Origin of the sequence: Streptomyces sp. CB01881, from assembly GCF_002953255.1 — a bacterium.
GTDB lineage: Bacteria > Actinomycetota > Actinomycetes > Streptomycetales > Streptomycetaceae > Kitasatospora.
In genome coordinates this window covers 962,289-968,852 of sequence record NZ_CP026498.1, presented here as the reverse complement: position 1 = coordinate 968,852, position 6,564 = coordinate 962,289, and the positions used below count along the sequence as shown (strand labels likewise).

The 6,564-nt window shown below is 68.5% G+C and carries 6 protein-coding genes; 4 read left to right on the top strand and 2 right to left on the bottom strand.

The annotated features are described in order from the left end of the window. Positions 1-81: 81 nt before the first annotated feature. Together C2142_RS04450 and C2142_RS04445 are read right to left on the bottom strand one after the other, a co-directional pair. Positions 82-498 carry a helix-turn-helix transcriptional regulator gene (locus tag C2142_RS04450; RefSeq protein ID WP_148641179.1) on the bottom strand — a complete coding sequence of 139 codons (417 nt, stop codon included), beginning with the start codon at positions 496-498 and terminating at the stop codon, positions 82-84. 514 nt (positions 499-1,012) lie between these two features. Further along, positions 1,013-1,984: a LuxR family transcriptional regulator gene (locus C2142_RS04445; RefSeq protein WP_148641178.1), complete on the bottom strand. Its 972-nt coding sequence runs from the start codon at positions 1,982-1,984 to the stop codon at positions 1,013-1,015. A gap of 356 nt (positions 1,985-2,340) precedes the next feature. Here C2142_RS04445 and C2142_RS04440 point away from each other — a divergent pair, with 356 nt between their 5' ends. The 4 genes from C2142_RS04440 to C2142_RS04425 all read left to right on the top strand — a co-directional run. Next, a complete protein-coding gene (locus C2142_RS04440; protein ID WP_153882753.1) occupies positions 2,341-2,487 on the top strand; it encodes a hypothetical protein in 147 nt (48 codons plus the stop codon). 8 nt (positions 2,488-2,495) lie between these two features. Further along, complete coding sequence (locus C2142_RS04435) at positions 2,496-2,813, top strand: hypothetical protein (RefSeq protein ID WP_148641177.1); 318 nt, start codon at positions 2,496-2,498, stop codon at positions 2,811-2,813. A 166-nt stretch (positions 2,814-2,979) separates the two neighbouring features. Next, positions 2,980-5,133, top strand: a complete 2,154-nt coding sequence (locus C2142_RS04430) for a hypothetical protein (RefSeq protein ID WP_148641176.1) — start codon at positions 2,980-2,982, stop codon at positions 5,131-5,133. A 181-nt stretch (positions 5,134-5,314) separates the two neighbouring features. Then, positions 5,315-6,564, top strand: a 1,250-nt coding sequence (locus tag C2142_RS04425) for a transglycosylase family protein (RefSeq protein ID WP_148642181.1), incomplete at its 3' end; no start/stop codon positions are given.

Sequence of the window (6,564 nt, the reverse complement as noted above, 5' to 3'; positions counted from 1 at the left end):
CGGCATCCGGCACGCCTCCTACGAGCCCTTCACCCGCCCGCTCGACCTACTGGGCATCGCCTGACCAGCGCGACCACAAGATCACAGGACTTTGCAACGGCCCTGGTGGAGAGCCCGGCCAGCGCGAGCGCGCTGACGGGCCATGAAGGTGCGGCGGCGGTGGTACATAGCGGCTCTCTGTGCATCTCGAAGGGCGAGGACGGTGAACGCCGATCCGAGCAGCACCGGCTGTTCCTGCCCTGGCAGCCAGTGAGGCCACACGAAGGCTTCCAGATCGGCGATCGGAACGTCGAAGGCTTCGGCGATCAGAAGCTGGGATTCGAAGCTGGGTGTCTTGCGCCAGTTCTCCCACTTGCTGACGGCCGCCTTGTCAGTGCCGGAGCGAAGGCCCTCGGGCCTGTTCCTGGCGGCGTGGTGGATGCGGGCCGCGAGGTCGGTCTGGGACCAGCCGCGAAGCGCGCGGGCGTACGCGAGGGGGTGCCTGATCTGGTCGTCCACGGGGCCAATTCCATCATCGACGGTGACCGCGAGCCTACTGCGAGCCATGGGGGGACAACCCCGGGACTACGGACAACGCCTGGATGGTAACCGCGAGTTGGGCTCTACTCGTCGTGCACCGACAAGTTCCTTCACGAAGCGGAAGGAGTCCGCGCATGAAACGACGCGCTGCGGTCATCGGCCTCGGCCACCAGGCGATCGAAGACCACCTGCCCGGCCTGCTCGCCTCCAGCAGAGCCGAACTCGTAGCTCGCCGGTCCGATCTGGGTCGGATGTCCGCCACCTCGGGGAACACCCCGGCGATCCGGGCGCCGTGCTCGGTCAGGAACCAGCCCTTCGCCCGCCCGGACTTGGGAAGCACCAGCTCCTCGGCCAGACCCTGCTCGCGCAGCCTGCGCAGCCGGGCCCGCATCGTGATAGCCCCCCTGATCCAGAGCCGTGCCCTCCCCGGCGGCTCTGCGGCACGGCCCGCAGTCCTGGCAGAGGCAGCGAAGCGGGCGCGGCACCGGGTGGATCAGAGCCAGCCCTTGTGGGCGGCTTTGATGCCCGCTTCGAAGCGGCTGCTGGCGTCCAGACGTTCCATGATCGATGACATGTGGCGGCCGACGGTTCGGGAGGAGATGCCGAGCCGCTGGCCGGCGGCGTCGTCGGTGAGGCCGGAGCCGAGCAGGCGCAGGAGTTCGCGTTCGGTGGGGGTGAGGCCGGTCTGGGGGTCTTTGGGGCGGGTGGCGCCGAGGGGGACGGCCGCGTTCCAGGCCTGTTCGAAAAAGTCGAGCAGGGTGGCCAGGATGCCGGGTTCGGTGACGTACAGGGCTCCCTTGCGGTTGTCCGCGGGGTCGATGGGGACCAGCGCCTGGGTGCGGTCGACGATGATCAGGCGCTGGGGGATCGTGGGGGCGGTGCGGACCTCGCTGCCCTGGTTGAGCAGCCAGTGGGCGTAGGTGGCCACGTGGGGCTGGCTGCGGGTGGCGTCCTGGTAGAGGGTGCGCATCGTGATGCCGCGCCCGAGCGCCTCGGTGTCGGCGGGGCGGCTGGCGGTGAGGTCCTCGGGGCGCTGGTTGCCGGGCTGGCTGCTGAGGACCTCGGTGGTGGCGCTGCGGCCCATCCGTTCAAGGCGGCTGTGGATGGCGTCCATGCCGAGAAGGCGTTCGCCGTGGGTCGAGCGTTGCTCGGCACGCGCGGCGACCATGCGCGTGACGGCGGCGCGTGAGGCCGCCAACTTGGCCTGGCGGTCAGCGAGTTCGGCTTCCTGGCGGGCCAGGATGTCGGCCAGGCCGATCTCGGGGCTCACCGCGCGCAACTGCCCGGGCCACTCGGCGGAGATGCGCACGAGGGCGAGCCGGCTCAGCTCGTCGAGGTGGTCGTGCACCTGTACGGGGGTCAGGCCGCAGTGGGTGGCGATGTCGTCCACGCTGTAGCCGGGATGGTCGAGCATGGCCTGGTACACCACCGCGGCCCCGCTGGCCAGCCCCAATACCTCGAACATTCGTCCCCCCACGGTTCGTCGGTCCCTTTCGGACACGCAAGCGACTCACTGCATCCAAACAGCTCTTCGATGCTTCGCTCAAGATCCATTCGGACCGTTAATGCCGTCTTGCGCCACATTTGCGGGGATTGCGGTGCAGGCCATTGGGGGCGTCGAATTGTCAGGGTCACGCCATCGTGTCCGGCTTCGGACAGTCCGACAGGCGACAGTCAGAACACCTTCCGACAGCACCAACGAACCGCAAAGCTGTTCATCGCCGCCAGGGAACACCCCGGGACGGCAACCGGACGAAGCGCCAACCGCGGGGCGCCTGCCGGCACAGGACAGCCACACCCCAGCAGCGAAGGACTCCCACCATGCTCCGCACCCGTATCGCCCAGGCCACCGCGGTCGCCACCGTCGCCCTCACCGCGATCATCTTCGCGCCCTCCGCCGCCATGGCCGCCCCGGTCGCCGTCCCGGCCCCGGCGGTGTCCCAGGACAGCCTCGGCTGGGGCGGCTGAGCCAGCCGGTGGAGATCGTCTACGCCAGCCTGATCCCCCGACAGCCCGGCGGAGCCGTCCAGTCGAACGGCAGGGCCGAGGTCATGGACGCCCTGTGGGCCCACTCCGTGCCCAGTGACGGACTCCAACACATCAGCGCACGCCCCGAACCCGGGCGAGTAGACCTCCTGCTCTACCTCCTCACCCTGGACTCTCCCGGCACGCCCAACGCCGTCGAGCGCGCCCGCACCCTGATCACCCGAAGCCACCAGAGCTCGCCCTGGCTCAACCTGAACTACCTACCGCCCGTGCCGCTCACGGCACACGAAGGCCTCGACGCCTGCTGAGCGCACCGCGCCCGACCAGCCCCGCACCCTCCAGCCCGCATCCGGGCCCCTGGCGCGGCCAGAAGTGCGGTGCCCGAGCCACCTGTTGCGGCCACGGCTGCCCCGCGCCCTTCGGCGCCTCCCATGTCTTCGACCCATCCCTGGGCCACCCCTCAAGGAGATCCCCTTGTCCCGCTCCCGCTCCACTGCCCTCCGCTGCACTGCCGGGTTGCTCGGCGCCGGCCTTTCGATCGCGACGCTTACTGCGGTTCCTGCCCAGGCGGCTTCCTCCGTCGACGGCACGATCACCCGAACCGAGGTCATGGAGCGCGCCCAGGCATGGCTCAACCAGCACGTCCCGTACGACCAAGGCGGCTACTACGGTGGGTACCGTGAGGACTGCTCCGGATTCGTCTCCATGGCCTGGCACCTGAGCAGCAGTGAGAACACGGACAGCCTTGACAGCCGATCGCTGACCACGCGCATCCCCTTGAGTGACCTCCAGCCGGGCGATGCACTCGACAACGACCCGCATGACGGGAACATCCTCGGCTCCGGCCATGTCATTCTCTTCGACCACTGGGTCGACAAGGCCGCCCACAAGTTCCAGTACATAGCGGAGGGCAGCCGGGCCACCGGAACCTTCTCCACCGCCGACTACCTCGACGGTGGTGGTGACGGTCAGATCGGAGGCCACCCGGCAAGCGGCTACTTCGGCCTGCGCTACAACAACATCGCCGCCGATGCGCCGCCGCCGGCTCCGGCGCCCGTGGCGGCTGCTGCGACTGCCGGTCAGAGTGTGTACAACGCCGACACGAAGACGGCCGAGGTGTTCGCGATCGGCACCGACGGCGTGATGTCGCACTCGTACAGCAGCAACGGCGGGGCGTGGAGCGACTGGGCCACGCTGGGGACCAACTACCACTTCACCGGCAGGCCCGTGGCGGTGTACAACCCTGTCACCAAGGTCACCGAGGTCTTCGCGGTCGGCACCGACGGCGTGATGTCGCACAACTACAATTTCAACGGCGGCACGTGGAGCGGCTGGTCGACCCTCGACACCGGCTACAAGTTCACCGGCAGCCCCTCCGCCGTCTACAACGCTGCGAGCAATGCCATCGAGCTGTTCGGCATCGGCGCCGATGGCGTGATGTCGCACATGTACAACATCAACGGCGGCGCATGGAGCGGCTGGTCAACGATGGGGACCTTCAAGTTCGCCGGCACCCCGACCGCCGTCTACAACGCCGACACCAAGACCGCCGAGGTCTTCGCCACCGGCACCGACGGCGTCATCTCCCACGCCTACAGCACCAACGGCGGGGCGTGGAGCGACTGGGCCACGCTGGGGACCAACTACCATTTCACCGGTACCCCCGCCATCGCCTACAACCCCGTCAACAAGGTCACCGAGGTCTTCGCGGTCGGCACCGACGGCGTGATGTCGCACAACTACAACGTCAACGACGTGGAGCGGCTGGTCGACCCTCGACACCGGCTACAAGTTCACCGGCAGCCCCTCCGCCGTCTACAACGCTGCGAGCAATGCCATCGAGCTGTTCGGCATCGGCACCGACGGCGTCATGTCGCACATGTACAACATCAACGGCGGCGCATGGAGCGGCTGGTCAACGATGGGGACCTTCAAGTTCGCCGGCACCCCGACCGCCGTCTACGAGAACAACACCAAGGCGGCCGAGGTCTTCGCCACCGGTACCGACGGCGTCATCTCCCACGCCTACAGCACCAATGGCAGCCCCTGGAGCAACTGGACCACCCTCGGCACCTGGAACTTCCAGACCAGCTGACCCCCTCGCCTCGGAGGAGGACCGTAGGGCCCGCCAGACAAACCACCTGGCGGGCCCCGGACTCCGCTCCAGCCAATGCTGCCCACGGGCAGCCGTCGTTCGCGCAATCGGGCCTGACTCTGCTGTCGGGCCCTGCCCAAGGCTCGCTGACGCCTCCGCATCGAATGGTGCACATCGGGTCGTCCAGGCGAGCCTCGGCCGGGGCGGCTGAGCCCGCGGATGGGCATCGTCTACGCCAGCCTGAAACGCCGACACCCCGGTGCGGCGGCGGAGTCGAACGAGGCGGCCGAGGCGTGGACGCCCTGTGGGCGCACGCCGAACCCGCCGACGGACTCCAGCACGCCAGCGCACAGCCCACGTATGACTGGATCGACCTCCTCGTCTACCTCCTCAGCCGGGACCCATCCGACCAGCCGGACGCCGTAGGCCGCGCCCAAAGCCTGATCTCCCGCAGCTACCGGACCTCGCCCCTGCTCCGCCGGTGCTACCTGCCCCCAGAGCCGCCGGAAGCGGTGGACCGCACCGTCCGGTGATCGCCGCCCGGCCACGTAGGACATTCGCATCGGCAGCCCCTTCAGCAGCTGGTACGCGCCGGGCACCTGGAAGTTCAGCACCCACTGATCCGAGGTCATCTCCCCGCGGCGGCCGGATCCATCCGAGCCCGGCCGCCGCGGCCACCGTCCCGACTCCCACGACTTCCCGAAGGACCTTCCAATGACCCGCACTCCCTCCCGCTCCGCCCGTACCCGTTTGGGCGTCACCGCCGCTGGCGTACTCGGACTGGTCGTCGCCGCGGCCGCTCTCGGCGCCGGCCAGGCGAACGCCGCCTCGGTGGCGACCTGGGACAAGGTGGCCCAGTGCGAGAGCACCGGGAACTGGTCGATCAACACCAACAACGGCTACTACGGTGGCCTGCAGATCAGCCTGAGCAACTGGAAGTACTACGGGGGCACCGCGTACGCGGCCCGCCCGGACCTCGCGACCAAGCAGCAGCAGATCCTGATAGCGGAGAAGATCCTCGCCGACCAGGGTGCCGGGGCGTGGACCTGCAGCCCGGGCACCGGCCTGGCTACCGACCGCACCAACCCGTACCCGGACCCCACCCCGATGCCGACCCCGACCCCAACGACGGCTCCCTCCTCGGCGGCGGCACCCGTCCTCTACAACCCGGACACGAAGACGGCCGAGGTGTTCGCGATCGGCACCGACGGCGTGATGTCGCACTCGTACAGCAGCAACGGCGGGGCGTGGAGCGACTGGGCCACGCTGGGGACCAACTACCACTTCACCGGCAGGCCCGTGGCGGTGTACAACCCTGTCACCAAGGTCACCGAGGTCTTCGCGGTCGGCACCGACGGCGTGATGTCGCACAACTACAATTTCAACGGCGGCACGTGGAGCGGCTGGTCGACCCTCGACACCGGCTACAAGTTCACCGGCAGCCCCTCCGCCGTCTACAACGCGGCGAGCAATGCCATCGAGCTGTTCGGCATCGGCGCCGATGGCGTGATGTCGCACATGTACAACATCAACGGCGGCGCATGGAGCGGCTGGTCAACGATGGGGACCTTCAAGTTCGCCGGCACCCCGACCGCCGTCTACAACGCCGACACCAAGACCGCCGAGGTCTTCGCCACCGGCACCGACGGCGTCATCTCCCACGCCTACAGCACCAACGGCGGGGCGTGGAGCGACTGGGCCACGCTGGGGACCAACTACCACTTCACCGGCAGGCCCGTGGCGGTGTACAACCCTGTCACCAAGGTCACCGAGGTCTTCGCGGTCGGCACCGACGGCGTGATGTCGCACAACTACAACGTCAACGGCGGCACGTGGAGCGGCTGGTCGACCCTCGACACCGGCTACAAGTTCACCGGCAGCCCCTCCGCCGTCTACAACGCTGCGAGCAATGCCATCGAGCTGTTCGGCATCGGCGCCGACGGCGTGATGTCCCTACAACATCA

Excerpts from the sequence above, each read along its gene's own strand:
- C2142_RS04440 (WP_153882753.1), top strand. The coding sequence starts at position 2,341 with ATGCTCCGCACCCGTATCGCCCAGGCCACCGCGGTCGCCACCGTCGCC.
- C2142_RS04445 (WP_148641178.1), bottom strand. The coding sequence starts at position 1,984 with ATGTTCGAGGTATTGGGGCTGGCCAGCGGGGCCGCGGTGGTGTACCAG.